The 26061-nt window shown below is 68.7% G+C and carries 17 protein-coding genes and 1 pseudogene; 10 read left to right on the forward strand and 8 right to left on the reverse strand.

The genetic code is table 11. The features are described 5' to 3' along the window. Positions 1–21: 21 nt before the first annotated feature. From chvE to ABZ464_RS06780, 3 genes are all read right to left on the reverse strand, one after another. Positions 22–1116, reverse strand: coding sequence for a multiple monosaccharide ABC transporter substrate-binding protein (gene chvE / locus ABZ464_RS06770; protein ID WP_359271887.1), 1095 nt, complete (start codon positions 1114–1116; stop codon positions 22–24). Positions 1117–1444: 328 nt separating this feature from the next. After that, positions 1445–1936, reverse strand: a complete 492-nt coding sequence (locus ABZ464_RS06775) for a peptidylprolyl isomerase (RefSeq protein WP_359271890.1) — start codon at positions 1934–1936, stop codon at positions 1445–1447. Positions 1937–1981: 45 nt separating this feature from the next. Continuing rightward, on the reverse strand, positions 1982–2398 hold the full coding sequence (locus tag ABZ464_RS06780; RefSeq protein ID WP_359271893.1) for an ATP-binding protein: 417 nt from the start codon (positions 2396–2398) through the stop codon (positions 1982–1984). Positions 2399–2513: 115 nt separating this feature from the next. Here ABZ464_RS06780 and ABZ464_RS06785 point away from each other — a divergent pair, with 115 nt between their 5' ends. From ABZ464_RS06785 to ABZ464_RS06810, 6 genes and pseudogenes are all read left to right on the forward strand, one after another. Then, positions 2514–3443: a helix-turn-helix transcriptional regulator gene (locus ABZ464_RS06785; RefSeq protein ID WP_359271896.1), complete on the forward strand. Its 930-nt coding sequence runs from the start codon at positions 2514–2516 to the stop codon at positions 3441–3443. Further along, a complete protein-coding gene (locus ABZ464_RS06790; RefSeq protein ID WP_359271899.1) occupies positions 3440–3685 on the forward strand; it encodes a DUF397 domain-containing protein in 246 nt (81 codons plus the stop codon). Before ABZ464_RS06785 ends, ABZ464_RS06790 begins: the two co-directional genes overlap by 4 nt. A 401-nt stretch (positions 3686–4086) precedes the next feature. Next, positions 4087–4538, forward strand: a pseudogene (locus tag ABZ464_RS06795) (site-specific integrase); the annotation flags it as partial. Positions 4539–4725: 187 nt separating this feature from the next. Continuing rightward, a complete protein-coding gene (locus ABZ464_RS06800) occupies positions 4726–5076 on the forward strand; it encodes a winged helix-turn-helix domain-containing protein (protein WP_359271902.1) in 351 nt (116 codons plus the stop codon). 317 nt (positions 5077–5393) lie between these two features. Beyond that, positions 5394–5675 carry a transposase gene (locus ABZ464_RS06805; protein WP_359271905.1) on the forward strand — a complete coding sequence of 94 codons (282 nt, stop codon included), beginning with the start codon at positions 5394–5396 and terminating at the stop codon, positions 5673–5675. 128 nt (positions 5676–5803) lie between these two features. Then, the gene (locus ABZ464_RS06810) at positions 5804–6520 is read left to right on the forward strand and encodes a hypothetical protein (RefSeq protein WP_359271908.1); all 717 of its coding nucleotides are present in this window, start codon (positions 5804–5806) and stop codon (positions 6518–6520) included. Between the two features lie 75 nt (positions 6521–6595). On the opposite strand, the gene ABZ464_RS06815 is transcribed toward ABZ464_RS06810, so the two are convergent. Continuing rightward, positions 6596–13852: a polymorphic toxin-type HINT domain-containing protein gene (locus tag ABZ464_RS06815; protein WP_359271910.1), complete on the reverse strand. Its 7257-nt coding sequence runs from the start codon at positions 13850–13852 to the stop codon at positions 6596–6598. 521 nt (positions 13853–14373) lie between these two features. Between ABZ464_RS06815 and ABZ464_RS06820 the strand changes: the two genes are divergently transcribed. Both ABZ464_RS06820 and ABZ464_RS06825 read left to right on the forward strand, forming a co-directional pair. After that, positions 14374–17817, forward strand: a complete 3444-nt coding sequence (locus tag ABZ464_RS06820; protein WP_359271912.1) for a DNRLRE domain-containing protein — start codon at positions 14374–14376, stop codon at positions 17815–17817. Positions 17818–17907: 90 nt separating this feature from the next. Next, positions 17908–18840, forward strand: a complete 933-nt coding sequence (locus ABZ464_RS06825) for an aminoglycoside phosphotransferase family protein (protein ID WP_359271915.1) — start codon at positions 17908–17910, stop codon at positions 18838–18840. On the opposite strand, the gene ABZ464_RS06830 is transcribed toward ABZ464_RS06825, so the two are convergent. The 4 genes from ABZ464_RS06830 to ABZ464_RS06845 all read right to left on the reverse strand — a co-directional run bounded on the left by ABZ464_RS06830 (position 18835) and on the right by ABZ464_RS06845 (position 23598). Next, positions 18835–19623 carry a HEAT repeat domain-containing protein gene (locus ABZ464_RS06830; RefSeq protein ID WP_359271918.1) on the reverse strand — a complete coding sequence of 263 codons (789 nt, stop codon included), beginning with the start codon at positions 19621–19623 and terminating at the stop codon, positions 18835–18837. The genes ABZ464_RS06825 and ABZ464_RS06830 overlap by 6 nt on opposite strands. Before the next feature lie 2 nt (positions 19624–19625). Continuing rightward, on the reverse strand, positions 19626–20039 hold the full coding sequence (locus ABZ464_RS06835; protein WP_359271921.1) for a hypothetical protein: 414 nt from the start codon (positions 20037–20039) through the stop codon (positions 19626–19628). Positions 20040–20060: 21 nt separating this feature from the next. After that, positions 20061–22004, reverse strand: a complete 1944-nt coding sequence (locus tag ABZ464_RS06840) for an AMP-binding protein (RefSeq protein WP_359271924.1) — start codon at positions 22002–22004, stop codon at positions 20061–20063. 235 nt (positions 22005–22239) lie between these two features. Then, entirely contained in the window at positions 22240–23598 is a 1359-nt protein-coding gene (locus ABZ464_RS06845) for an acetyl-CoA C-acetyltransferase (RefSeq protein WP_359271927.1), read from the reverse strand. A gap of 103 nt (positions 23599–23701) precedes the next feature. On the opposite strand from ABZ464_RS06845, the gene ABZ464_RS06850 reads away from it, so the two are divergent. Together ABZ464_RS06850 and ABZ464_RS06855 are read left to right on the forward strand one after the other, a co-directional pair. Beyond that, positions 23702–25012 carry a 3-oxoacyl-ACP reductase gene (locus ABZ464_RS06850; protein WP_359272251.1) on the forward strand — a complete coding sequence of 437 codons (1311 nt, stop codon included), beginning with the start codon at positions 23702–23704 and terminating at the stop codon, positions 25010–25012. Then, the gene (locus tag ABZ464_RS06855; protein WP_359271930.1) at positions 25012–25962 is read left to right on the forward strand and encodes a MaoC/PaaZ C-terminal domain-containing protein; all 951 of its coding nucleotides are present in this window, start codon (positions 25012–25014) and stop codon (positions 25960–25962) included. The genes ABZ464_RS06850 and ABZ464_RS06855 overlap by 1 nt, the downstream gene beginning before the upstream one ends. Positions 25963–26061 lie beyond the last annotated feature (99 nt).

The following is a 26061-nucleotide window of genomic DNA, read 5'->3' on the forward strand; positions in this document are numbered from 1 at the left end:
CCACGGGAGCTCGGCGAACGGCTACTTGAGCTCGGCGGCGGTGTAGAAGCCGCCCGCGACCAGGACGTAGTCGTAGTTGGACTTGTCCACGCTCGTGGGCTGGAGCAGATAGGCGGGCACGGCCTTCACGCCGTTGTTGTAGTCCCTTCTGTTGTTCAGCCGCGGCGTCCTGCCGCTGAGGATCGAGTCGACCATGTCGGAGGCGACCTCGCCGAGCTGCCGGACGTCCTTGTAGACCGTCTGCGACTGCTCGCCCTTGATGATCGACTTCACCGAGGCAAGTTCGGCGTCCTGCCCGGTGATGATCGGATAGGGCTTGCTGTCGGTCCCGTAGCCGTACGCCTTCAGCGCGGACAGAACTCCGATGGAGATGCCGTCGTAAGGCGACAGGACGGCGTCCACCCGCTCGCCCACGTAGAACTGGGCGAGGATGCCCTTCATCCGCTTCTCGGCGGTGGGCCCGTCCCAGCGCAGGGTGGTGACCTTGTCGAGCTTGGTCTGACCGGACCGGACGACCAGCTTCTTGCTGTCCAGGTACGGCTGGAGCAGCGCCATCGCCCCTTGGAAGAAGTACTTGGTGTTGTTGTCGTCGGGGGAACCCGCGAACAGTTCGATGGTGAACGGCCCCTTGCCGTCCTCCAGGCCGAGCTGCTCGATGATGTAGCGAGCCTCGAGACGGCCGACCTGCTCGTTGTCGAAGGACACGTAGTAGTCGACGTTCGCGGTGCCGAGGATGAGACGGTCGTAGGAGATCACGGGGATCTTCGCGGCGGCGGCCTGCTTGAGCACGTCGTTCAGCGACTTGTTGTCGATGGCCGCGATGATCAGCGCGTCGACGCCCTTCTTGACCAGGTTCGCGATCTGCGCCACCTGGGTGTCCGGGTCGTCGTCGCCGTAGACCAGCTGGGTCTCGTAGCCCTGGTGCTTGAGGTCCTCGACCATGCTCTTGCCCTCGGTGAGCCAGCGCTCGGAGGTCCGGGTCGGCATGGCGATGCCGATGGTGCCGCCCTTGGAGCCGTTCCCGGAGCTGTCCCCGCCCAGCTGCCCGCACGCGGACAGAGTCAAGGCGGAGGCCGCTCCGGCGAGGGCGGCGAGAGCGGATCTTCGGTTGCGCATGCTGACAGTTCCTTGTTCTTCTCGTCGTTGAGAGGATGACGGGGCATCAGATGCAGGCGAGGAAGCGGCGGCCGGGCACTCACCTTTCAACTGTTCGAAATACCGTCACCTGATCGAAAAAACTTGGCGCGACCCTAGGAGCGGGGGCGAGGGGTGTCAACGGGGTGAACTCGAACGGTTACAGAAAGGTGCGACGGGAGGAACGGCCGTGAACGGCTGCGGCGGGCGGGTCCCGGTGAAGGGAACCCGCCCGCCGCAGCTCACAGCAGGTGTCGCAGACACCTCAGGCGTCACAGGAGCCTCAGGCGCCTCGGGTGTGGCATACGTCTCAGACGGTGCCGGAGGCCGAGATGGTGATCTTGGCGGAGGTGCGGCCGGAGTCGCTGCCGAGCCCCTCGATCGTCTTGACGACGTCCATGCCCTCGACGACCTCACCGAAGACGACGTGCTTGCCGTCCAGCCAGGAGGTCACGATGGTGGTGATGAAGAACTGCGAGCCGTTGGTGTTGCGGCCCGCGTTGGCCATGCTCAGCAGACCCGGCTTGGTGTGCTTCAGCTCGAAGTTCTCGTCCTCGAACTTCTCGCCGTAGATGCTCTTGCCGCCGGTGCCGTTGCCCGCGGTGAAGTCGCCGCCCTGGAGCATGAAGGCCGGGATGACACGGTGGAAGGACGAACCGGCGTAGCCGTAGCCGTGCTGTCCGGTGGCCAGCTCGCGGAAGTTGCGGGCGGTCTTGGGCACGACGTCGTCGTACAGCTTGAAGACGATGCGGCCGGCGGGCTTGTCGTTGATGGTGATGTCGAAGTAAACGTTCTCGCTCATGGAGCCCATAATTCCTCGCTTTCCCCGCCTACCGGTAATCGGGCCTCAGGACCTCGGCCCACTCCCTCCCGGCAGCCGCAGCTCCGCCCACACGGTCTTCCCGACTTCGCGCTCGGTGACGCCCCAGGTGGTGGCCAGCACGGTTACGACGATCAGCCCCCGCCCGCCTTCCGCCTCCGTGCCCGTGTCCGTGTCCCGCACGATCCGCAACCCCCGGTCACCCCGTGTGTCGCTCACCTCGATCCGCAGGGTGTCCTCCGCGAGGAGCAGCAACCGCAGCTCGAAGTCCCGGCCGGGGACACGGCCGTGGGTGACGGCGTTGGCGGCCAGCTCGGCGACCACCTGCTGCGCGGTGCGGTTCGCGTCACTGTCGTACGGCCACCCCCACGCCGTGAGCTGCTGAGCGGCGAGACGCCTCGCGAGCCGGGCCCCGCGCGGGGTGGAGCTCAGCCGCAGGGTCATCACCCCTAGGGGAGAAATCAGGGTGGGGGTCTGGGGGGAGATTTCGGAGTTCACCTGACTGAGCGTGGTCGGTTGTCTTTACCCTGGCCAGGGGCGACTTGGCGACTCTCCGTAGTTGTACGACTGCGGTGCGGCGGGCGTACGGGGTGTCGCCCGCGACCACGAAGGCGTGAGGGCGGTGGGGCATGTGAGCGAGGAACGCAGGCCGGAGACCCCGGCGGAGGCCGACGGCACGACGGGGCTGCTGACGGCCCTGGGCAAGATGATGAAGCTCCTGCGGGAGCGGAAAGGGTTCACGCAGAAGGACTTCGGCGAGATGGTCGGGTACGGGCCGGATGCCATCTCCGCGATGGAGCGTGGCGTACGGACACTCCGGCCGGAGGTGCTGGAAAAGGCGGACGAGCTGTTGGAGGCCGGGGGTCTGCTGTTGCAGGCGGTCCCTGAGCTGAGGGAGGCGATGGCGAAGGTTCGGACTCGGCATCCGGAGTGGTATCGGGGATATGCGGCGATGGAGGCGGAGGCCGTCGAGCTGCACCAGTACTCCGTCAACGCGGTGCACGGACTGCTCCAGACGGAGGCCCACGCCCACGCGGTGTTCGCCAAACGCCGTCCCTTCCTGGATGAGGAGACGATCGAGGAGCGGGTGGCCGACAGGCTCTCGCGGCAGCAGGTCTTCAACCGTCGGCCCGCGCCCGTGGTCAGCTACGTGATCGAGGAGGTGGTGCTGGACCGACCGATCGGCGGAAGGGACGTCCACGCGGAACAGCTCCAACGCCTGCTGGTGGTCGGCGCCATGCGGAATGTGGAGATCCAGGTGATGCCGACCAGGGTTGAGGAACACCCCAACCTGGGCTGCGCGTTCAACCTTCTGACACCCAAGAGGCACGCGCAGGTGGCGTACACGGAGGCACAAGGGTTTCCCCGACTGATCACCGATCCGGAAGAGGTCCGGAAGATCGCCGACCGCTATGGAATCATGCGGGCGATGGCACTCCCGCCCAAGGAGACGCGCACGTTGATCGAGAAGAAGCTGGAGGAGCTATGAACAGCCAGAACCTCACCTGGTTCAAGTCCAGCTACAGCGACGGCGAGGGCGGTGATTGCGTCGAGGCCGCCTACACCTGGCGCAAGTCGACGTACAGCAGCGGCGAGGGCGGCGAATGCCTCGAACTCGCCACCTGCCCCCACACCATCCACCTCCGCGACTCCAAGAACCCCCACGGCCCCCGAATCACCCTCTCCTCCCCCGCCTGGGCCGAGTTCCTCGGTTTCGCCATCAGCCGCTGACGCCAACGGGCCCACCGCCGGTGCTGCGGTGGGCCCGGGGTTCCCCCGCCCCCCTCTCGATGAACCGACGAGCACCACAAGCGGCCCGTCAGTGCGCTTCCGGCCCGGACTCGGGACCGATGTAGATTTCCATGCCGCTCGAGTCCCACGCCCTGGTGTATCCACCACTCGGGGCAGCGACGACGAAGCACTCCGCCTCCATCGAGACCATGCCGTCATCGCCCCCTCCGAACCATTCCACGACAATGGTCCTTCCCGGCTCAAGGAGGCACTCTGCCGCAGTCGGCTCGAAAGCCACCACTACCGGCCTGTCCGCCCGGATCACAAAACGCATGCTAATGCTCAGAGATTGTCCATGTAGTACTGAAAAAGATCAGCCCTCGATCTAGCGCTCGGACTGACCTTCTCCGACCCGCGCGTCCCAGCGCCGTATCGCCCGGCCCACCAAATGCCTCAGCTCCCTCAAGGAGCGCAAGGAACAGCAGCGTAGGGCCAGCCTGGAGTGACGATGGCCTCGTCTTCACCACCCCGACCGGCGGTCCTATCGCCCCCGCTATCCTCGCCCGCCGCTTCCGCGCATTCCTTGGCCGTGCCGGACTCCGACGAATCCGCTTCCATGGCCTCTGCCACTCAACCGCCACCCTGCTCCTAGGCATCGATCTCGTCGTGATCAAGGAACTCCCTCGGCCACGCCCACATCGGCGTCACCGCCGGCGTCTACGCACACGTCCGGCTCCGCCTCCAGCGCGACGCCATCGACCTTCTCGGCAACGCCCTCCGCATCCCCGCCGAGATCACCGGCAAGCCCGACGCCGGCGACGAACCACCGCTCTGCGCGGTCCCCGTCCGCTGACGTTGCCGCTGAGGTTGAAAGGGTGCGGTGACAACGGGCGTTGGCGGTGCTACATCCTCGTCATGAGGTACGCGGATGGCGGCGGCCTGACCGCCACGGGGCGGGCGAAGCGTAAGTCGGTGCGCTCCGAGGCCGCGGAGATGTTCGAGCAGGGGTGCGGCCGCCGGAGGTGGCCCGCAGGTTACGGGTGTCGCGGAAGTCTGCCTACGCCTGGCACGCCGCCTGGCGCCAGGGCCGGAGCGCGGCCCTGGCCTCCAAGGGGGCCGGCGGCTTTCGGTGCCGGCTGGACGATGTCCAGGCGGAGCGATTGCAGGCGGACCTGAAGGCCGGACCGGCGGCGCACGGCTGGACGGAGGATCAGCGGTGGACCCTGGCGAGGGCCGCGGAGTTGACCCATCACCTGTTCGGCTACCGGTACACCCCGCGCGGGGTGTCGTATCTGCTGCACCGGCTGGGCTGGTCACCGCAAGTGCCCGTGCACCGGGCCGTCGAACACAGCGAGCAGGCCGTCGCGCAGTGGCGGACGGAGCAGTGGTGACGGGCAAGAGGACGGCCCAGCTCCTGGGCGCGTGGATAGTCTTCGAGGACGAGGCCGGGCAGGACCTGAAACCCGCAAGGGCCGGACCTGGTCGCGGCGCGGGCGGACGCCGCTGATCAAGGTGACTGGCAAGGGCTCGGGCCGGGTCCTGATGGCCGGGATGATCTGCGTCAGACCGGGTCGCGAGACCCGTCTGATCTACCGGACGCAGACGTACCGGGGCCGTACCGGCGAGAAGAAGGGCTTCCGGGCACGCGAGTTCGCGGACCTGCTGACCTCCGCCCGTCGGCAACTCGACGGTGCCCCGCTGATTCGTCGTGTGGGACAACGCCAGCACCCATCACGCCAGGGCTCTGCGGGATTTCTGCGACCGCAACAACCACTGGCTGACCATCGTCAGGTTCCCGCCCTACGCACCCGACCTCAACCCCGTCGAAGGCGCCTGGGCCCACCTGAAGAAGTCCCTGGCCAACCTCGCACCCCGCACGATCGACGACCTCACCCCACTCGTGAAGAACCGCCTCCGCGACATCCAACGCCGACCCGAGATCCTCGACGGCTTCATAGCCGAGACCGGACTCGGGCTGGAGCCTCCGTAGCCCTGTCACCCCACCCTTTCAACCTCAGCGTCACCCATCGCAAGAGCCCCGTCGGACAGACTTCCGACGGGGCTCAAATTTGCACGTGCCCGGCATGAGGGCGCGCGTACGTGATGCATACTAAACACATGGAGGAACTGCTCAATATCACCGGCGAGAGTCTGAGTAAGTTTTTGACACGCTGGTACGGCGACCCAGATCTACCGATTTCTGCAAACCCAGAAGCAGCCAACATGCCGCGCCCGCTGAGACTTTGGCATGAAGCCACTTCCCAGTGGTCTACACCCGTGGCCACATTCAACCATCCCCTTAGCCCGAGCGAACTAGAGATCGAGGACGAAAAGCTGGTCTTCTGGGTTGAGAATCAGGGATGCTGGACGTGGTCCACCAGCATTGATGGCGACGATCCAATCGTGTTTGATCGTCAACCAGGATCAGATCCCGAACCCTGGACACCTACGGGCGAAACACTTTCAGAATTTCTCCTTCATGCGACGGTATTCGAAGCGATCATCGGATCACCCAACCAGATGCACGCGGAGAACGTCAACGAAGAAATTCTCTCTCAGATCATCTCTGAATTTCGACCGCTCCCACTGCCCCACTGGCGATGGCCCTCCGCGGACGTCAGAATTTTTGTGGGCACCGGTCTGCTCGCCCAGGTCTCCGACAGTCTGATTACTGTTCCAAACGACACGACACACCGATTTGATGTGTCTATTGCGGCACCCGCCCCAGAACTCCTCACTCCACTCGCCAACATCGCAGACGTTCCCTGGAAGCGCTATACGGCAATCGAACCGCAAGAGTCCAGTTGGGACGATCTCCCAGACTTCCTGCGATAAGCAAACCTCCGACAGCAGAAAAGAATTGCCCGACCTGCACTACACGGCAGGCCGGGCCATTCCTATCGGTCCCCTTTAGTTTGCATTACCGGTGAACGGTCCGTATTTACGACCTCGCGAGTTCACCCACACTTGCACCCCCTCCGGGAGCATATCTTCCATTCTTGCCGCACAACCGCTTGGCCCTGTACACATTCCAAACTTGTTGTCGATGTAGAGCACTGCTTTTCTGATGCCTGGGTTCATCCTCAGGAACGCAGCAGCATGAGTCTCAACGTGGTCGAAATTCTGCCTCGTGCGACCGGGAAGATTGGCAAGCATCTGCGACTGGCCACCGGGGCCGCTTGAAATGGGAATCTGGTCGACACCCACATCAAGAACGCCCACCGTTCTACGCTCGAAATCTTTCGACAGGTCACCAACCGCAGCAGCAACAGGATTGCAGTTGTGAACAAGGACCGGCGTAGCCCCTGCCAGCACATAGTACGCATGGATGTCCTGGATGGTCAGGTCATGCGTCCGCTGGCGCTTGGTGTAGTGGCTGACGGCCGTGATCTGAACGTGGGTGCCCGCACTGGTGCGGAGTGTCTGGCCGATTTGGAGGTCGCCAGCCTTGACCCACTTCTTCAGATCGGGGACCCAGAACGGGTGAGTGTCCGTCGCCACGATGCTGGAGTACTCGCCGTCCACGGATATGGCGATCTCAGTGAAGTCTTTGTCGTCTTCCGTGGTGATTGTGTCGACGACCCTCTTCTCGACGGTTTGACCTGTTTCCGTATCCGTCGTGAGGACGACGTCGCCGACTACGACGTCTTCGATAGCCTTCTTCGTGCCATCAGCAAGGAGAACACCAGTCCCTGGAAGGAAACTGTGACATTTGGCAAGCGCCGTGGCGGCTTTACCTAGGCCCCATCCGACCCCGCCTGCCGCAGCACCCCAAACAGCACCCTCGGCCATGTCACCGAGTTGGCCCGAGACACTGTGATCTGCGCTGTCCGACAAGGCATTGCCCACAGCTGCACCTGCGGCTCCGGCGATGGCTCCACAGCCCGCCGCAGCGCCAAAACCTACACCTCCGGTTGCCAGACCCGCGCCTACCGCTGAGCTGACACAGAGTCCGCCGACCGTGAATTCGGTAGCTACCTGAGCAATGACCGCCTTGTTGTCCGCGACCCAATTCTTCGCAGAATTCCATGCCTTGCCCAAGCCGCAGCCGGTGTACCACGAGCAATCGTTGCTCTTGCTGCCGCTAACGACGACCGTGGTGCTCGTGCCGCCGCAGCTGTAATAGCAACCACCAGGGCCGGTTCCACCTGCCGGAACACCAGGCGTAGGACTCTGGCCACCCCCGCCGCCGCCAGGGCGCGGCTCATTGTGACCCGTTCCGTCGTCGAGCCACAGGCCGGTGGAATCGGAACTGCTGATCGGGCCGTTCTTTGAATAGGCGTACCCGTTCATCTGGAGCGGATCGGCCACGTCGATGATCGGGTCCGCCGAGATGAAGCGGCCCGCGTTCTGGTCGTACTCGCGGGCGCCGATGTGCGTCAGGCCGGTTCCAGCGTCGTCGATGCCCACGCCCAGGTAGCTGCGCTTGTTCGGCCAGGCTGTCGGCTTCGTGCCGCGCGTCTCGCCGTAGGGCTTGAAGGCTCGGCGGGTGACCGTCTGGCCGGAGGCGACGTCCACCGAGGTGGTCGCCGTGCCCAGGTGGTCGGCGAGGAGGACGCTGAGTTTGTGGCCGGTCGTCGCGCCGTTGGTGGTGGTGCGGACGACGGTGGGGGCGCCGGCCTGGGTGTAGGCGCGGGACGCCTTGGTGATGCTGCCCGTGGCGTTGGTCGTCAGTTCGGTCTCGCCCAGGTACAGCACGGAGCCGGAGGACGTGTTCTCCAGGATGCGGTTGCCGTCGGCGTCGTAGACGTAGGTGGTCTTGGTGCCGTTGCTGGTGACCGACTCCGGCTTGTTCTCGGAGGACCAGACCAGGTCCTGTGTCGTGCCGGTCAGGTCGCGGTCGGTCGTGTTGCCCGTGGCGTCGTACACATACGCGCTGCTCTTGCCGGTCGGGTTCGAGCTGATCGACGTCATCGTGTGCGGCTGGGTCCTGGTGCCGCCGGTGAGCGTCTTGCCGTAGCCGTAGGTGTACGTGACGTTCTTCGTCGCGTCGGCCGTGTCGTGCTCGGTGAGGGTGGCCCGGTTGCCGAGCCAGTCGAAGGTGAAGGACTGGCGGTAGGCGGTCGTGCCGGTCGACACCGTGCCCGAGGCCGGGGCGGTGGCCGCGAGGGAGGACGTCAGGGCCGTGTCGGGGCTCGTGGGGTCCGTCGCCGCGTCAGGGGCGTCGGACACGGGGCCCGAGGACGTCGTGTAGTCGGTGTCGTAGCCCCAGGTGGTGCCGTCGGTCGCCTTGCAGCCGGTGGCGTGGGTGTCCGGGGTGATGTTCGACGTCCAGGCGTTGACCAGCTCGCCCATGACGTCGTACGTGAAGCACTGGGTGTCCCACGTCGTCCCGGTCGCGTCCGCCATGGCACGGCTGTTGGACGTGATCGTGCCGGAGACGTCGTAGGAGTAGAGGCTGTCGGTGATGCGGTGCGGGGCGTCGGTCTCGCGGTCGGTCACCGAGCGCTGGAGGCGACCGGTGTGGGGGTCGACGAAGTTCGTCGTCCACACGCGGTAGGGCTGCGGGGCGGAGACCGTGCGCAGGACCTCCCCGTACGGGGAGTAGGTGGCGTCGGAGGTGTACCAGGTCGCGCCGGACGTGGTGTCCGGCAGGCCGTCGCTGTTGTAGCGGGTGACGACCTTCTCGCTCGCCAGGCCGCCGATCGCGGGGAGGGTGACCGACTGCTGCTTGCCGGTGGGCGTGTACGTGTAGCTGTAGGCGTACGTGCCGGACACGCCCGCGGTCATCGCGTTCGCCGGGATGACGGTCTCGGTGCCGGTGATGTTGTAGTCGGCGTTGTAGCCGGTGACCCGGTTGACGTAGTCGCCGGCGGCGGTGTGGCGGACGGATTCCTTCAGCTTGCCGATGCCGCCGGACACGTCGTCGTAGGTGTACTCCCTGACCGGGCTCGCGGTGGCGGAGCCCTGGCGCACGTACCGGACTCGGCCGAGCAGGTCGTACTCGGTGAAGACCTCCTGCCCGCGGGAGTTCTTGGTGTAGTTCGGGCGGTCGGCGGCGTCGTACCCCATGAGCGTGGTGCCGGTGTCGGGGTCCGTGGAGGACTTCAATCGACCGCGGGCGTCGTAGAGGTACGACCAGACGTTGCCTGCGGCGTCGGTGACCTTGCTGCGGTTGCCGCGGGCGTCGTAGTCGTAGGTCGTGTCGCGGCCGGTGGTGGAGGCCGAGGCGGCCTGGCTGTAGTGACGGATCGACGTGACCCTGCCGAGGGCGTCGGCCTCCGTGCGGGTCCGGGGGGACGTCGAACCCGCCGGATTCACCGTGGTGGTGGTGTCTCCGTACGTCTTGGTCGCCGAGTACTTCCTGTCGTCGGCGTAGTACGTGTCGGCTCGGACCTCCCGGTCCAGGCCGTCGTACGTGTAGCGGACGGAGCTGGGGATGAGCGACTTGGACCTGGGTGCGAAGAGGTCGGTGGTCGGCTCGCCCTTGGCCAGGTAGCCGCTGGTCTTCTCCACGACCAGGCCGTGGTCGTCGTAGTGGGTGTCGACGATGATCCGGCCCGGTCCGTGCGCCTCGCTCTGCGTCTGGACCTCGCGCTGCAGACCGTCGTAGAGGGTGGTCCTGCGGGAGTAGGTGCCGTCGTCCTTGAGGGACTGGACGGTGACTGCGACCGGGCGGGTCAGGTCCGAGGTGGCCACGGCCGTCTGGTAGGCGATCTGCACGGTGGGCGAACCGGTGGCCGACGGCGACCAGCCCTTCACCAGGCGGCCGAGGGCGTCGTACTCGCTGCGGGTGACACGGCCGTTGGGGTCGGTGACGGTCAGAGGCACGCCTCGGCCCGGGTCGTAGGTCGTGGTGGTGATCTGGTCCTTGGCGTTGATCAGCTTGACCTGGGTGACCGGGCCGCCCGCTTCGGGGGTGTACTGCGTCTCGGTCTTCCCGGCTCCGGGAGCCGTGACGGTGCGGACCCGGCCCAGCGTGTCGTACGTCGTCGTCGTGGTGACCGCACTCGACGTGCCGTCGCCGTCGTTCGTGGCCTGGGTGGTGATCAGACCCTTGGTGGGCGTGGCGTTGTCGGCGAGGCCGTCGTAGGTGTTGTGCACCTGCGCCTTGAGCAGGGTCGCCGGATCCGCCGTCGGCTGGGCGGCGCAGGAGGTGGCGGTCGTCTTCTGGTCCTTCGCCAGGCCGATCAGCCACACGGATGTGTTGTGGACATACGCGGTCGTGGTGCAGGTCCGGTCCGAGAAGACCTCGCCGCTGCCGTCGGGCTTGACGACGTAGGTCTCCACCTGGACCGGCAGGCCGTAGGTGTCGTCGACCTCGGTGAGGGTGCGCACGGCACGCCAGGAATCACCGACCGTCTGGATCGCGTCCGTGCGCTCGACCCCGGTGCGGTAGGCGCGAAGCGGGTCGCCTGCCGTGCCGTCCTCGTTCTCGCGGGGGCGGGAGGCGGTCAGCTGGGACCAGGGGTGGTTCAGGGTGCGCGTGAGGATCTTGCCGCTGGAGTCCGTGTAGGTGATGGTCTCCGCGGTCATGCCCGCGTACTGCTCCGCGTCGTCCGCGAGGAGCGTGTAGGTGCCCGTGGAGTCCTTCACGGTGCCGCCGGCGCCCCGGAAGTAGCGGGTGACCGTCTTCGACTGGGCGTTGACCGCGCGGACGCCGTCGACGATCTCGGACGTGCTCTTGGCGCCCTTGAGGGTGGTGACGGTGCGGTAGCCCTTCCAGTCGCTGTACGTGCGCAGGGCCGAGCGGGTGAACTCGTCGTCGCTCTTGGCCCAGGCCGGGTCCTCGTACGCGTACTGGGTGGTGATCGGCCGACCGTGTGAGCTGATCTTGTCGGTCTCGGTCACGGTCGCGACGACGTACTTGTTGAACCACGCCTTCTTGGGGGTCTTCTCGTCGCCGTCGGGCGACCAGCGCACGGGGTAGCAGGTCCCGTTGCTCTTGCCCTTGTCCTCGGCGGGCTCGCTCGTGCAGCCGCCGGTGTACTCGACCTCGATGTCGCCGCCGTACTCGTTGGACACGACGCCGATGCGGGGGCGGGTGAAGCCGGGGCGCTGGTCCTTCTTTCCGTTGAGGACCAGGTTGGGCAGCTGACGGTCTTTGAGGCGGCCGCGCAGCGGTGAGCTGTCGCCGACGGTGTAGGGGGCGAAGCTGACGCCGGCGTCGGACTGGAGGGTGCCGACGGTGTCGCCCGCCGCGAAGCCCCTGCGGGTGATGGAGTTGAGCCACAGGCCCGGCGCGGTGTCGTACCAGTCCTTGGGGAAGGACTGGTGCAGCGTGTAGGCGTCCACCGGCTTGAGGCCGGTCTGGCCCGGGCGGGCTGCTTCGGTGGTCACCTTCGCCAGGCGCTTCTGCGTCCAGAAGGACGGGAATGCCGGGCAGAGCTTCGAGGTGGACTTGCAGTTGAGGTTGCCGGGGGTGTCCCACCACACCCGGTAGGCGCCCGGGTCGCCGGTCTTGGCGAAGTTGGCGGCGTCGCAGACGGTCGTCGACTCCAGGCAGCGTTCCTCGACACCGAAGTCCACCTTCGCGGACGGTGCGGTCAGGTCACTGCGCATGCCGTACTCGATGGACGCCGGGTAGGCGTAACGGTCGTACTGCTCAGGCGTCTTGAACTTCTTGCGGGTGGCGTAGTAGTTCGTCTCCTGCTTCCAGTTGACGACCATCGTGTTGCCGTGGACGTCGACGACCTTGTCCAGGCCCCAGCGCCAGGCCTGCTGCTTGCCCGCCCCGCAGCGCGAGTCGGCGAAGGCGTCGGCGTGGCAGGGCTCGCCGGGGTGGTTGCCGAAGACGGGGACGGTGGAGACCGAGCCGGTGTCGTCGTGGCCGCCGCCGACCTTGTTGAGGCCGTAGTAGTACTTGGTTCCTTCCGGGGTGGTGACCACCCAGAACTCGCCGTTGTTGTCGTCGTTGTCGCCGCCGACCTTGTGCTCGACGCGCGTGCCGTCGTCCTTCGCGGGGCGGTAGCGCTCGGTGTCCTGCTCCGGGTTGCTGCCCGCGGAGGCGTCGCGGACCAGCTCGGTGGTCTTCCCGGCCAGGGACATCACTGCGTTGTACGACACCCAGCACAGGTCGGACGTCTTGTCCTTCTTGGCGGTGTTGTTCGGCGTACCGGCGTCGAGTGTCTTGCTGTCGTCCTTGCAGGAGCGGTACCGGCGCTCGATGTAGCCGGGGTCGTAGCTCCAGCCCTCGCCGATCCAGGACGCCTGCGGGGAGGAGACGGCGGTGCGGCCGTCCACCGTCTGCGAGTTGTAACCGAACGTGATCTGGGGCGTGGGCCCGGCGGGCGGAGAGGGCACGGTCAGCGGGTACGACCAGGTGAAGGCTCCGGAGGAGCCACCCGCCTCCCACTTGCCGTCGGAGGCGAGCGGGGTCGCCTTGAAGTCGCCGCTCGCGCCGCCACCGGAGTCGACCGCGCCGACGACCGCCGTACTCCCGGAGGCCGCCACCGGCGTTGCGGTGGTGGACGTCCGGTAAGCCGCCTGTACGGCGCCCGGGTTCTGCGTCGTGGTGCTGCCGGCCGAGGCCGGTGTCACCGTGTCGTCGGCGGCCGGGTCGACCGTAGCGACGATCGAGTTCCCGTCGACGTCGTTCGTGGTCTCCAGTTCCTCGTACGTCTGGCAGGCCTCGTCCTCCGGGGTGTCCAGGTAGCAGTCGGGGAACTGCACGAAGCGCAGGCGGGAGGCCCAGTCGGCGCCGTAGAGGCTCTCGAACCCGGAGTAGTCGAGCTTCACGGAGATCGGGACGGCGCCCGTCGTGGGCGCCTGCACCTTCAGCACCGCGCCGTCCACGCCCTGGCCCGTGGAAGAGGTTCGGTCGGAGATGGTGACCTGCCAGGTACCGGTCGGTGTCGGCTGGTCGGGGGCCTGGCCGAGGCTGACCGGCAGGCTGCCTGCCTGCTGCATGGCGGCGGGGTCGTCGGCGTCGGCCGTGCGCAGGGCGGCGGGGGTGACGGCCGTGTCGAAGTTCACCGCGCCCGGAATGCCGGCCGGCGGGGGCGTGATGCCCGAGGGCGCTTCTTCCTGCGGTGCCGGCTCTTCCTGCTTCAGTGTCTCCAGGTCGGCGGAGACGGTCGTTCCCGGCAGTGGCTCTTCGGTCTCCAGCGGTTCCAACTGGAGCGTCTCGCGTCCGGTTTCCTCGTGGGACGGATCCGGGTCGGGTGGGATCGCCAGTGCCTGGGCGGGCAGCAGCCCGACGAGCAGCGCGGCTGCGATGGCCGGCACGGTGGTGCGTGCGATGCGGCGCCGGGCACGAGGAAGTCGGCCGAACACGTCTAGGTCCCCCCGGACCGTCCAAGCGGGACCGGTGACGGACCACGCGCACTGAGTTGATGAACAGCGCAGATTCTGTGGTCGATCTGTGGAGGAACGCCAGGTTACACGTGATCATGTGATGATCGTCACGGTGTGTAGCGATTCATTACGCAACGAAGCTACTTGAAGGTGCAATCATCCGGAGGTATGCGTACGCCCTCCCGCAGGTAAGACTTCTTATATTTTTCTTACTCGCATGGGTGGAAAGCTTCCGGCGATCTGGCGCCAAAAGTGCTGCTTCACCCCATCTGCGTCCGGGCGGTACCGCTGGGCTCCTCGCGCCGATGCCCTCCGCGCAGAGATACGGGGGACGGCTCCTGCCCGTTCACCACAGGGTGACGACAGGATCTTCATCGGTCATCATCAGCTGCCCGGTGGGGGAGCTCCGTCCTGTCCGCCGGTTCTGGGGATGGGGAAGGGGAACTCGCCCGATGACGCGCACCTGGCGTCGCAGGCCCGGCCGTCGGGCCACTGCGGCGCTGCTCGCGACTGCGGTCGCCACGACGGGAATCGTCTACGCCGGATTCCGGCTGGACGGCCGCAGTCCGCGGAAGACAGCGGACCGGAGCCCGGTCACCGAGGCCGCCGCAGTCGAACAGGCCGCCCGGACCGGCAGGAAGGTCGAGGTGACGGCCGCCCGCACCGCCGACTCCACGACGTGGGCGCGGCCCGATCATCTGATGGAGAAGCGGCTCTACTCCTCCCCCGTCCGTGCCAAGGTCGACGGTGAGTGGAAGAAGATCGACCCCAGCCTGCACCGGACGAAGGAGGGCTGGGAGCCGAAGGCCACCAACACCCGGATGGTGTTCTCGGCCGGCTCCGGCGAGCGCAGCGCACAGTCGTCGACGGCGCGGGCCTCGCGCTCCGGCGTGCAGCGTGTGTCCCTCGTGAAGTCCGCGGCAGCCGATACCGGAACACCCCTGGTCACGCTGTACGTCGACGGCGGCGCCCACACGATTCAGCTGACCTGGCCGGGTCCCGTACCGACGCCCGTCGTCGACGGCAACCGGATCCTGTACCCGGAGGTGTTCCCGGGCGGCGACCTGGTGCTGACCGCGGACGACGACGGCTTCGGACAGGTCGTCGTCGTGAAGAACCGTCAGGCGGCCGCGGATCCGCACGTACAGCAGCTCGTGTACGGCCTCCACTCGCCCGATCTCACCTTCCGGCTCGATCCGCTGACCGGACTGGTCAGCGCCCTGGACGCCGACGGCGACGAGGTCGCGCTCTCGCCGACGCCCCTGATGTGGGACAGCAGCGGCGTCCCCGCCGTGACCGACGGCGGCGTGGGCGCCTCCGCCCAGCCGACCGCCTCGGAGTCCCCGAACCCGACCGCCACCACCACCTCCTCATCCTCGGCGAGCCCCAGTGCCTCCGAGGAAGAGGCTCCCGTCTCGGACGAGCAGAACGACGGCAGTGCCGAGGTCCTCCCCTCGGCCACCGACGACCCCGTCACCGTGTCCCCGTCGCCGCTGCCGTCCGCGCCCGCGGAACCCACGCCGCTGCCTTCGCAGAGCGGGTCCTCGGCCACTCTGAGTCTGCCGTCGCTGAACGGCCCTTCACCCGACTCACGCGGCGAGCTGGTCAAGGCCGACCTGTCCGTCGGCCAGTGGACGCTCACCCCCGACCAGGATTTCCTGAACGACACGGCGACCACCTACCCGGTCTTCATCGACCCGGCGGTCAAGAAGCACGTGCAGAACTGGACCACCGCCTACAACCGGTATCCCAACGCCACGTTCTACAACGGCAAGGACTTCAACCAGGGCGGCACCCAGGAGGCCCGCGTCGGCTTCGAGTCCGACACCTGGGGCACCTCCCGGTCCTTCTTCAACATCGAGTTCGACAAGGACCTCAAGGGCACCAAGCTCACCAGCGCCACGCTGTACATGCTGGAGACCTACTCGTGGTCCTGCCAGGACCGCTCCATGAGCGTGCATCTGACCGGGGCCATCAACAGCCACACCAACTGGAAGAACGCGCCCAAGCTGCACGACGGCAACAAGCTGGCCACCAAGAGCTTCGCCCACGGCTACAAGTCCGGCTGCCGGGACGCGTACGAGAAGTTCGACGTCAAGAGCGGCGCCCAGAAGGCGGTCGACAAGGGGCAGGACACGATCACCTTCGGACTGCGCGCCCGTGACGAGGACGCCCAGTACGCGTGGAAGAAGTTCCAGGCCAACGGCGACAACGCGCCCTTCCTCGAGATCGCCTTCAACCGCGCACCGGCGATCGTCACCGACTCCCTCGACCTCAACCCGGACGGGAAGTGCACCACGAGCGCGCCGTACGTCCGCATGGGCTCGGGCAACCTGACCTTCACCGCCAAGGCCACCGACAAGGACGGCAACCTCGACTACCTCGACTTCGATCTGTGGCCCACCGGCCAGTGGGCGACCACCGGCGATCTGCTCGGAACGATAGGAAAGGTCTCGGTCGGGGCGGACAAGAGCGTCGCGCTGAAGACCACGAACAGCTTCGCCACCAGCAAACTCAAGGCCGGAACCACCTATTCCTGGCGCGTGCACGCCATGGACGACGTCGGCGGCACCTCACCGTGGTACCCGAAGGCCCCCTGCCAGTTCGTCCTCGACACCGCCTCCCCCAAGCCGCCGGTGGTCGGCTCCACCGACTTCCCCAACGCCGACGGCAACGAGAACGGGTTCGGCATCGACGCCGAGGACGCCAAGTGGTCGACCAAGAAGTTCGGCACGGCCGGCTCCTTCACCGTGCGCGCGCTGGACACCGACGTCGTGCGCTACGAGTACGGCTTCAACTCACCCTCGTACACAGGAACACTGGCCCGCACCAACAACACAGCCGTCACGGTCAGTGCGACCATCAGCGGCGCCAAGCCCCCCACGGCCGGACCCAACGTCCTCTACGTCCGCACCGTCGACAGCGCCGGCAACGTCTCCGAACCGACCAGGTACTTCTTCTACGTCACCCCGAGAGACCAGGCCGACAAGGCAGGCGACTTCACCGGCGACGCGCTGCCGGACATGATGACGGTCACGGCCGAGGGCAACCTCGCGCTCTACCCCGCGCAGGCCGACAAGGACGGCGACCTGGACTACTCCATGCCGGGCGCCTACCGGGCCAACCCGGACAAGGATCCCAACGGCGATGACCTGCCCCCGTACGTGGCCGCGCCCAACGGCCACTTCAAGGGCGCCCTCATCACCCACAACGGCGACATCTACGGCGGTGACGGCCTCCAGGACCTCGTCGTCCGACTCGGCGACAAGCTGTGGGTCTACCCCGGAGACGGCTACGGCGCGGTCAACATCGACAAGCGTCAGCAGATCCTGCTGCCCGCCGGCGCACCCAGCCCCGCCGCCTTCACCCAGATCGTCGCCGCCGGAGACATCACCGCTGACGGCCGGACGGACTTCCTCGTTCTCGTCGGCGACCAACTGTGGGCTCTCACCGGCTACCACGGCGCCACCGTCAACCAGGCCACCCTCTTGCTGACATCCTCCACGTGGACCACACGTGACCTGGTCACCGTCATGGACGTCACCGGAGACGGGGTCGCCGACCTCGTCTACCGCTCCGACTCCTCCGCACGGCTGCTGCTGCGCACGGGCGTCGCGGCGAGCGGCGGCGGGGTCAACCTCAGCTCCCTGGCGTCCGCCGCCAACTCGGCGGGCGGAGCGGACACGGTGTACGGCGGCTCCGGATGGTCCCGCGCCGCCATCCCGAAGCTGATGGGCACCCCCGACGCGAACAACGACACCATCCCCGACATCTGGGCCGTCATCTCCACGGGCCAAGTGCGCTTCTACGCCGGCAGCAAGACCGCGCTGTCGGGTTCCGGCACCGAGATAGTCACGCCGAAGACGTACTGGCAGACACGCATCGCCATCGGCTGAGACACCTGGCCCAGGCCCGTCCCCGGTCTTCGGGGACGGGCCTCATGCGTTCCCCCGTGCCGGCCGCGTTCTCCTTGTGAGAATGACAGCGTGATCGACATTCCAGAGACGTTCGTCCGGCAGACCGTCGAGCGGGAGGGAGAGGAAGGGGCGCGCTGGATCGCCGGGTTGCCCTCGCTCGTCGGGGAGTTGGTCGGGCGGTGGGGGTGCGTTCTCGATGGGGACGTCCTGCACGGCGGAGTCGGGATCGTCGTCCCCGTCGTCGCGTCCGGGCACGGGTCCGCCGTGGTCAAGGTGTCCTTTCCGCATCCCGGGAACGTCCATGAGCCCGACGCCTTCGCCGCCTGGGGCGGGCGCGGGGCCGTACGGCTGCTGGCGCGGGACGACGAGCGGTTCGCGATGTTGCTGGAGCGGGTCCGGGCGGAGTCGCTCGCCGAGGTGGAGGACACGGACGAGGTCGCCGTCGTCGCGGGGCGGGTCAGTCGGCGGCTGGCCGTGGCCGCGCCTGCCGGGCTGCCCCGGATACAGGACATGGCCCTCGCTTGGGACGAGGAACTGCGGCTGGACCGGGCCGAGTTCGCGCACGGGGTCTCCGAGCGGTCCTTCGGGGCCGCCCTGGCCACCGTGCGGGAGCTGGGGCGGGCGCAGCCCGGTCTCCTCGTGCACGGTGATCTGCACGCGCGGAACATCCTGCGCGCCGAGCGCGAGCCGTGGCTGGCGGTGGACCCGAAGGGGTGGGTGGGGGATCCGGCGTATGACGGGGGGACGCTGCTGAAGGCGCTCGGGCTGCGGCTGGTCGCGCTGGACGATCCCGGTGACGTACGCAAGGCCGCGCTCCGGGTCCTGGACGTCTTCTCCGAGGCCGCCGGGCTGGACCGGGAGCGGGTGGGGCGCTGGGCGCACTTCCATGTCGTGCGGGGCGCGTTCCATGGGCGGCGGCACGGGTTCCGGGTGGCGCGCGGTGGGCCGTTCCTCGATCGGGTCAATCAGTTCGTGGAGGGGTTCGCCGACCTTCTTCTATGAGCGCACCTCCGCCACCGCCTCCCGTACGTCGTCGTCCGGGTCGTCGGCGAGGCGGTCCAGGAGGTCGGTGACGCTGGGGGTCGACCATCTCGCGACCGCCCATACCAGCGCCTCGCGGACGGTCGGGTCGGGGTGGGCAGCGAGGTGCGCGAGCTCGGGGACGGGGCCTCGGCGGCGCATGCCGAACCAGTGCAGGGCCTCGCGGAGGGCTGCCGGGTCGTCGGTCCCCGAGATCCGGGTGAGGAGTTCCCGGGGCGGGGGCGGGGGGCCGTCCAGGGGGTGGGGCAGGCGTTCGCGGAGGCGGCGGCCGCCGTACTCGCCGCGCACCGCGCAGCCGAAGCAGGTGCAGGGGCGGGTGCCGTGGGCGTCGGGGCGGTAGCGCCAGCCGACCGTCTGCGGTACCGCGCGTACGCGGTGGATCTCCGCCGCCCGTACGGGGCGTGGCACGAACACCTCCCACCCCCGCGGATCCTCCAGCGCCGCGACCCGCCGGACCGCCTCCGCCGCGCCCACCCTCGCCTGCGCCTCCCGGGCCCGGTCCGGGTACCGGCCGACGCGCACCGGCTCGTGGTCGTCCAGCCGCAGATGTACGGCGACCAGCCCGCCCCGGGTCCCGAACCGGGCCAGCTCGCGCAGCCACTGGTGGGTGAGGGTGTAGGACGGCAGCACGGGGAAGCAGTACACCCCGCGCAGGCCTCCCTGGCCGTGGCTCACCGCCCGGATGCCGGAGCGGCGGATGCGGGGCGCGTCGGCCGATGAGGTCAGGTGCACGAACATCGCCATGGTCAGAAGCCGGACCAGGTGATCGTGGTGGCGGTCGCCGTGATCCGGGCCGTCAGTGGCCAGCAGCGCCAGACGCCGCAGCGGCAGCCGAGGAGAGGGACGGGGTCTGGGGCCGCGGGGAGGAAGGCGGTATCGGTGAACTCCGTGGTGTCCAGGCCGGCGTGCTGTCCCCACAGCAGGTCCGCCGACTCCCGCTCCTGGTCCTCGAACTGGTCCTCCAGTTCCGGCCGCCACAGTTCACGTGTCGCCCAGGCCGCGCGGGCGCGCAGGTCGGTGCCGTCGACGCGGATGCCCCAGACGGGGTTCCGCGACGGGTACTGGAAGAACTCGATGCCGTTCACATCCGGCATCGTCGACGGCAGGTCCGTCTCCGCGCGACGGAATTTACCGGTCCAGTCCAGTCGGGTCCGGTCCAATCCGGTCCGGTCCGGTCCGGTCTATTGCGGGTACAGGGCCTCCACCTGTTCCGAGAAGTCCCGCAGGATCGTCTCGCGGCGGAGTTTCATCGAGGGGGTGAGGTGGCCCGCCGTCTCTGTGAAGTCCACCGGCAGGACGGCGAACCGCCGGATGGACTCCGGTCTCGAGACGAGTTTGTTGGCCTCGTCGATCGCGCGCTGGAGGACGGCGTACAACTCCTCGTCGCCGAGCAGCAGTTCCACCGGCACCGGATGCTTGCCGTTCATGTTGCGCCAGTGGGTGAGGCCGTCGGGGTCGAGGGTGAGGAGGGCGGAGACGTAGGGGCGGTCGTCGCCGAGGACCAGGGCCTGGGAGATCAGGGGGTGGGAGCGGAGCCAGTTCTCCAGGGGGGCGGGGGCCACGCTCTTGCCGCCCGCCGTGATGATCATTTCCTTCTTGCGGCCGGTGATGGTCAGGTAGCCCTCGTCGTCGAGTTCGCCTATGTCGCCGGTCGGCAGCCAGCCGTCGGGGGCGGCGGGGACGACTCCGCCCGCCGCCGGGTCCCAGTAGCCGCGCAGGACGTGGTCGCCGGCGATGAGGATCTCCCCGTCGGCGGCGATACGGATCTTCGTGCCGGGGAGCGGCCAGCCGACCGTGCCGAGGCGGGGTTTGAGCGGCGGGGTCACGGTGGAGGCGCCGGTGGTCTCCGTGAGGCCGTAGCCCTCGTAGATCTCGATTCCCGCGCCGAGGTAGAAGGAGGAGAGGCGGCGGCCCAGCGGGGAGCCGCCGCAGATGGCGTGGCGGACCCGGCCGCCCATGGCGTTGCGGATACGGCGGTAGACCAGCGGGTCGTAGAAGGTGCGGGCGGCGCGCAGGGTGGCGCCGGGGCCGGAGCCGGTGCCGGTCTTCTGGGCCTCGACGGCCTCGCCGTAGCGGCGGGCGACGGACACGGCCCGGTCGAAGGTGGTCAGCCGGCCGCCCGCCTCGGCCTTCGCGCGGGCCGTGTTGAAGACCTTCTCCAGCATGTAGGGGATGGAGAGGAGGCAGGTGGGCCGGAAGGCGGCCAGGTCGGGGAGGAGTTCGTCGGCCTTCAGGCTCGGGGCGTGGCCGAGGCGGACCCGGGCACGGATGCAGGCGATCGCCACCATCCGGCCGAAGACATGGGACATGGGGAGGAAAAGGAGGACGGAGAGTTCGTCGCCCTTCGCGCCTTCCTGTGCCTTGAAGACGGGGTAGAGGAGTTCGATCGCGTTGTCGACCTCGGCGAAGAAGTTGCCGTGGGTGAGCGCGCAGCCCTTGGGGCGGCCGGTGGTGCCGGAGGTGTAGATGAGGGTGGCGAGGGTGTCGGGGCCCAGCACCCCGCGCCGTACCGCCACTTCGCCGTCAGGGACATGGACACCCGCCTCGCCCAGCCGGTCGATGTGGCCCTTCTCCATCACCCACATGTGCTGGAGGTCGGGCAGCCGGTCTCGCTCGGGGCCGAGTGCGGCAGCCTGGCCGAGGGTCTCGGTGACCAGGGCGACCGCGCCGGAGTCCTGGAGGATCCAGCGGGTCTGGAAGACGGAGGAGGTGGGGTAGATGGGGACGGTGACCAGGCCGGCCGCCCAGGCGGCGAAGTCGAGCAGCGTCCACTCGTACGTCGTACGGGCCATGATGGCGATCCGGTCGCCCGGCATCAGCCCTTCCGCGATCAGCCCCTTGGCCACCGCGTGCACCTGGGCGGCGAAGCCTTCCGCCGTGATGTCGGTCCAGGTGCCGGTGCCGGTTCCGGTGCCGTCCTGCTCCTTGCGGCTGAGGACCACCGCCTGCGGGGCGGCGGAGGCGTTGTCGTAGGGCAGGTCGGCGAGGGAGCCGTGGGTGACCGGCTGGGCGAACGCCGGTACGGCGGCTTCCCGCACCTGACCGTCCAGCCGACGCGTCTCGGGTTCCACGAGTGCGGGGGGAGCGTCGGCGAAGTCGGTCGAGGTGGCGTAGGGCGTGGACACGGGCGGCTCCCTTGGCGTGCAGCACGAAAGAACTGCTTGCTGCAAAGACGTACGTGCCTCGGGTATGGAGGCGTTCACCGGGATGGCCCCGAACTAAGGGGTTACCGACGGTTAGGTAGGGGATCGTACGGCGTTGGCGTGGGGGGCTTGTGCGTGTTCGGGGATGATCCGGGGTCAGGGCTGTGCAATCTCGGGGGTTATGTGACAGGGGTTCAGGTTCAGCCCTGACCGCTGGTCAGGGGCGTTCCAGTACGGCCGTCACCCCCTGGCCGCCCGCCGCGCAGATCGATATCAACCCGCGTCCGGGGGTGCCCCGTTCGGCGAGCAGCTTCGCCAGGGTCGCCACGATCCGGGCGCCGGTCGCGGCGAAGGGGTGACCGGTGGCGAGGGAGGAGCCGGTGACGTTGAGCTTGTCCCGGTCGACCGGTGCGAGCCCCTGCTTCTCCCAGGCGGCGAGCGTGGCCAGCACCTGGGAGGCGAAGGCCTCGTGGACCTCCACCAGGTCGAAGTCCTCGATGCCGAGGCCGGCTCGCGCCAGCATGCGCGGGACGGCGTGGGCGGGGGCCATCAGCAGCCCGTCCTCGCCGCCCGCGACATCGCCGTGGACGAAGTCGACGGCCGCCGTCTCGTACACGGTGAGGTACGCGAGCGGTTCCAGGCCCCGGGTCTCGGCCCACTCCTCGGAGGCGAGCAGGACGACCGCCGCGCCGTCGGTGAGGGGGGTCGAATTGCCCGCTGTCATCGTGGGGTTGGGGCCGTCCGTGCCGAACACCGGCTTCAGCGTGGCGAGTTTCTCCACGGTGGAGTCCGGGCGCAGGTTCTGGTCGCGGGTCAGGTCGCGGAAGGGGACGACGAGGTCGCCGAAGAAGCCGCGCTCGTACGCGGCCGCCAGCCGTTGGTGGCTGGTCGCCGCCAGTTCGTCCTGGGCCTCGCGCTCGATGCCCCAGGTGCGGGCGGTGACCGCCGCGTGCTCGCCCATGGAGAGGCCGGTGCGCGGCTCGGCGTTGCGCGGGACGTCGGGGACGAGGTGGCCGGGGCGGATCTGCGCGAGCGCCTTGAGGCGGCCGACGGTCGACTTGGCGCGGCGGGCCTGGAGCAGGATGCGGCGGAGTGAGTCGTTGACGCCGAGCGGGGCGTCGCTCGCGGTGTCGGCGCCGCCCGCGACGGCCGATTCGGTCTGGCCGAGGGCGATCTTGTTGGCGGCGGCGATGACGGCCTGGAGGCCGGTGCCGCAGGCCTGCTGGATGTCGTAGGCGGGGGTGCGCGGGTCGAGCTTGGAGCCGAGGACGGTCTCGCGGGTGAGGTTGAAGTCGCGGCTGTGCTTGAGGACGGCGCCGGCGACGACCTCGCCGACGACGCCGGGCACGTCGAGTCCGTAGCGGGTGGCCAGGCCGTTGAGCGCCGCCGTGAGCATCTCCTGGTTGGAGGCGGTGGCGTACGGGCCGTCGGAGCGGGCGAAGGGGGTGCGGCTGCCGCCGATGACCGCGACGCGGCGGGCGCGCGGGGGTTCGAAGGCGGGTTTCCGCGCGCCTCTCAGATAGGTCACCTTCGACGGCTCCGAGGTACTCGCCTGGGACGACTCCGAGGTACTCATCTCGACCTGCTCCTCACCCTTGACCTAGACTTACCCCGGGTAACCTTACTCCGGAGTAAGGAACATTTTCCGTCATGCCGAGCCCGTGGGAGACGAGACGAACATGGCCGACCGCTATCTGAGTTTCACCGCCACCGCACCCGGCCGTTTCCTCACCCGACGGCTCGGGCTTCCCCAGCCGGCGGCGCTCAGGCGCTGGTCCCCCGAACATCCGTCCCTCACAGGCGACTTGCTTCACCTTACGGCCGGAAAGTCGACCCTCGATCTCGCGCCGGTCCTCGCCCGCACCGGCCTCCCCCTCGGCGCCGCCGACCCCGCCGCCGTCGTCCTGGACGCGACCGGGGTCCATGACGTCGACACCCTCGCCGAGGTGCACGCGGCCCTGCACCCGGTGCTCCGGACGGTCGCGGCGAGCGGCCGGATCGTGATCCTCGGCTCCCCCCTCGACGCCGACGACGACCACCATCGGGCGGCCGTGCAGCAGGCCCTGGAGGGATTCACCCGCTCCCTCGGCAAGGAGATCGGCCGCGGCCGAACCGTGAACCTCGTACGCCTCACGGACGCGACATCCGCCGAGTCGACCCTGCGTTTCCTCCTCTCCCCCAAGTCGGCCTATGTCAGTGGGCAGGTCATCGGGGTGGGGGCCGGGGGCGGGCAGTGGGCTGCTCGTGACTTCGGGGAGCGGCCCCTCGCCGGGCGCGTCGCCCTCGTCACCGGGGGTGCGCGGGGGATCGGGGAGGCTGTTGGCGAGGTGCTTGCACGGGACGGGGCCGAAGTCGTCGTGCTCGATGTGCCGCAGGCCGAGGCGGATGCGCGGCGGGTCGCCGGGCGGCTGGGCGGGCGGGCCCTCGCGCTCGACATCACGGCCGCCGACGCCGGCGAGCGGATCGCCGCCGAACTCCCCGACGGGCTCGACCTGCTGATCCACAACGCGGGCGTCACCCGTGACCGCCGGCTGGTCAACATGCCCGCCGACCGCTGGAGTTCGGTCCTGGACGTCAACCTCGCGAGCGTGCTGCGCACCACCGACGCCCTGCTCGCCAAGGGCACCCTCAGGCCGGGCGGCCGGATCGTGGCGACCGCCTCCATCGCCGGGCTCGCGGGCAACGCGGGGCAGACGAACTACGGCGCGAGCAAGGCGGGCGTGGCCGGGCTGGTCCGCGCCCTCGCGCCGCGCGCGCTCGACACGCACGGGGTGACCGTGAACGCGGTCGCGCCCGGCTTCATCGAGACGAGGATGACGGCCGCCGTACCGCTGTTCATCCGAGAGGCGGGCCGCCGGATGAACTCCCTCGCCCAGGGTGGCCTGCCCGTCGACGTCGCCGAGACCACCGCCTGGCTCGCGCACCCGGCGTCCGGCGCGGTCAACGGACAGGTCGTACGGGTGTGCGGCCAGAGCCTGCTGGGGGCGTGATGACCGCGGTGACGACCCTCTCCTCCTCCCCCGCCCTCGCCCCGCTGCTGGCCCGCGGGGCCCTGCGCTCGCCGTTCAAACGGCCGCAGCCCGGGGCCGACTTCACCGGCGGCCGGCTGGTCCTGCCCGGGCTGCGGGTCGACCTGGCCCGGCTGGCGGCCTACGAGCGGGTCTGCGGCTTCCCCACCGGCGAGGACGCGATGCCGCTCACCTATCCGCATGTGCTGGGCTTCCCGCTCGCCATGAGCATCATGAGCGGCCGGGACTTCCCGCTCCCGCTGCTCGGTCTCGTCCACACCTCGATCGACATCACCCGCTACCGGCCGCTCGCCGCCGCCGGGACGTACGAACTCGGCGTGTACGTCGACCGACTGGCCCCGCACCGACGCGGTACGGAGGCGTTCGTGGTGACGCAGCTGCGGGAGGCCGACGCCGTCGTATGGGAGTCGACGAGCACGTATCTGGCCCGGCACCGCACCGAGCGTGAGCCGTCAGCCCCATCGACGTCATCGGCCCCCTCGACGTCATCGGCCCCCTCGACGTCATCGGCCCCCTCGGCCTCATCGGCCCCCTCGGCCTCATCGGCCCCCTCGGAGCCCGGGGCCGCCGCTCCTCTCCCCCTCCTCGACGAGTGGCGGCTCGCCGCCGACGTCGGCCGGCGCTACGGGGCCGCCTCCGGCGACCGCAACCCCATCCACCTCCACCCGCTCACCGCCCGCCTCTTCGGCTTCCCCCGCGCCATCGCCCACGGCATGTGGACGGTCGCCCGCTGCCTCGCCGCCCACGGCACCCCGCCGGCCGTACGGACCCGGGCGGAGTTCCGGGCTCCGGTGCTGCTGCCGGGTACGGTGGCGTTCGCCTCGGACGGCGTACGGTTCGAGCTGCGCGGGACGGGGGAGGCGGCGGAGCGGCTCCATGTGAGCGGGCGGGTGGACCGGCTCATGTTCTGAGAACCGGCGGCCCGAACCAATGAACTTCCGGCGAACAGTCGATGTCCGGACATCCGCCCCGGCGATCAACTCCCCCTGATCGGCGCGGGATTGTCAGGA

The sequence above is a fragment of the Streptomyces sp. NPDC005820 genome, assembly GCF_040630255.1.
Classification (GTDB): domain Bacteria; phylum Actinomycetota; class Actinomycetes; order Streptomycetales; family Streptomycetaceae; genus Streptomyces.